We start from the raw sequence: 1647 nt of genomic DNA, 5'->3' as shown, positions 1-1647 counted from the left end.
GGTCTGGCCTATGGCGGCCTGAACAGCAACCCGCTGACCGGCAACACGACRAGCAATGCCGGCTGGACCATCGGCGGCGGTGTCGAATACGCCTTCACCAATAACTGGACGGTCAAGCTCGAAGGTCTCTACGTCGATACCGGCGAGGGCAGGAGGGCCCAGGTCTTCGAAAACCCCGCGGGCGGCGTGCTGCCGGCCGGAACCTATACCGCGGTCAGCAATGGCGGCGGCGGCGCCGGACTCCTGCGCGTCGGCGTGAACTACAAGTTCTGAGCCGGGCACTCTGATCTGCAAACAGCCCGGCCGATGCGCCGGGCTGCTTTTCCCTTCATCCGGGCGCACAGATTGGAGACCGAGCTTCGACACCAGTGGCTTGGCCTCTTGTCCCGACCGGTCCCATCAAGACGAATCCCGCAAGCTGCCGACGTGTTCTGGTGCCGGCGGCCCAGATGTCTTTGTGCGCACCCTGATCGATCAACTCATCGCTCCTGGCGTTTGCCCATAGCAAGATCGCCGGCTTCCTTTGAAATCGCATATTCGGGCGCGCTTACACCGAACGAAAACAGGGAGACGATCGTGAGTCTACGCAGAGCCCTCGCCGCAGCCTGTCTGCTAACCTCCATGGTGATCCCACTGGCCGTTTCGGCCCAGACGCTTACTTTTGCCGAAGCCTATGACCGGCTGGCGAAGTCCTGTGGTTCGGACATCGACAAGCTTTGTTCGAAGGTTTCGCTTGGCGGCGGCGCCGTCAAAACGTGCCTTGATCGGAACCAGGCGCGGCTATCGGCGGGCTGCAAGGCCGCGTCGGCCGAGGTCTTCCAGTCGCTCGCGAAGCGGGCCAATGCCCAGGCTGCCGCAGTTAAGGTCTGCGAGCGCGACCTTGGTCAATATTGCAGCGGCGTGCAGCCCCATGACGGCTACAGGCTGCAGTGCCTGCTGACCGCGTCGAAGGTCGTCAGCAGCGGCTGCAAGCAGGTCATCGTCGATGCCGGTTGGAACTGAAGGCACAGCGCACCCCATGAAGCCCATCGCCCTCGTCTTCTCCGCCGCAATCGCCCTCGCCCCCGCAACCGCAATCGTGCAGGCCCAGGAGCGACTCAACGATACGCAGCTGATCGAGACGCTGAACGTCCTCGACCAGTCGAAATCCATCGACGTCGCCGCGCTCCGCCGCCAGGCCGTGGACAGCGTCGCCGCCAACCGCGGACCGGACGCCTCGCTGCGCGAGCCGCTCTCGCAGGAACTGGACAATCTCTCGCAGTTCACCGTCGAGATCCAGTTCCGGACCGGCTCGGCGGTGATCCGCCCTGCATCGTTCCGCACGGTCGGCGTGATTGCCGACTCCCTGCTCCACCCGACCTTGCGGGAATACAAGTTCCTCATCGTCGGCCACACCGACGCGGTCGGCGACCGCAAGTCCAACCTGACGCTGAGCCAGAAGCGGGCCGATGCGGTTCGCGACGCGCTGGTCACCACATTCGGCATCGCCCCCGCCAGGATTGTCTCGGTCGGTCTCGGTGAAGAGCAGTTGCAGAACCGGAAGAACCCGGACGCAGCAGCCAATCGGCGCGTCCAGATCGTGAATGTGGGTCGTTTCAGATAGGGGCCGGACGGTGATGGACCGGCTTGTTTGCAGACATTTGAGCG

General features: G+C 63.9%; 3 protein-coding genes. All 3 read left to right on the top strand.

All coding sequences use genetic code 11. From position 1 onward, the window contains the following. A partial coding sequence (locus AC1D34_RS37395) for an outer membrane protein (RefSeq protein WP_476827007.1) occupies positions 1-273 on the top strand: 273 nt, incomplete at its 5' end. Positions 274-576: 303 nt separating this feature from the next. Continuing rightward, positions 577-1002 carry a hypothetical protein gene (locus AC1D34_RS37390; RefSeq protein WP_441508679.1) on the top strand — a complete coding sequence of 142 codons (426 nt, stop codon included), beginning with the start codon at positions 577-579 and terminating at the stop codon, positions 1000-1002. Between the two features lie 16 nt (positions 1003-1018). Beyond that, positions 1019-1603, top strand: coding sequence for an OmpA family protein (locus AC1D34_RS37385; protein ID WP_441508680.1), 585 nt, complete (start codon positions 1019-1021; stop codon positions 1601-1603). Positions 1604-1647: the final 44 nt, after the last annotated feature.

The sequence above is a fragment of the Allobosea sp. P1_A7 genome (assembly GCF_056406775.1).
The sequence above is the reverse complement of the archived record's forward strand: the minus strand, read 5'-3'. Positions and strand labels throughout refer to the sequence as shown.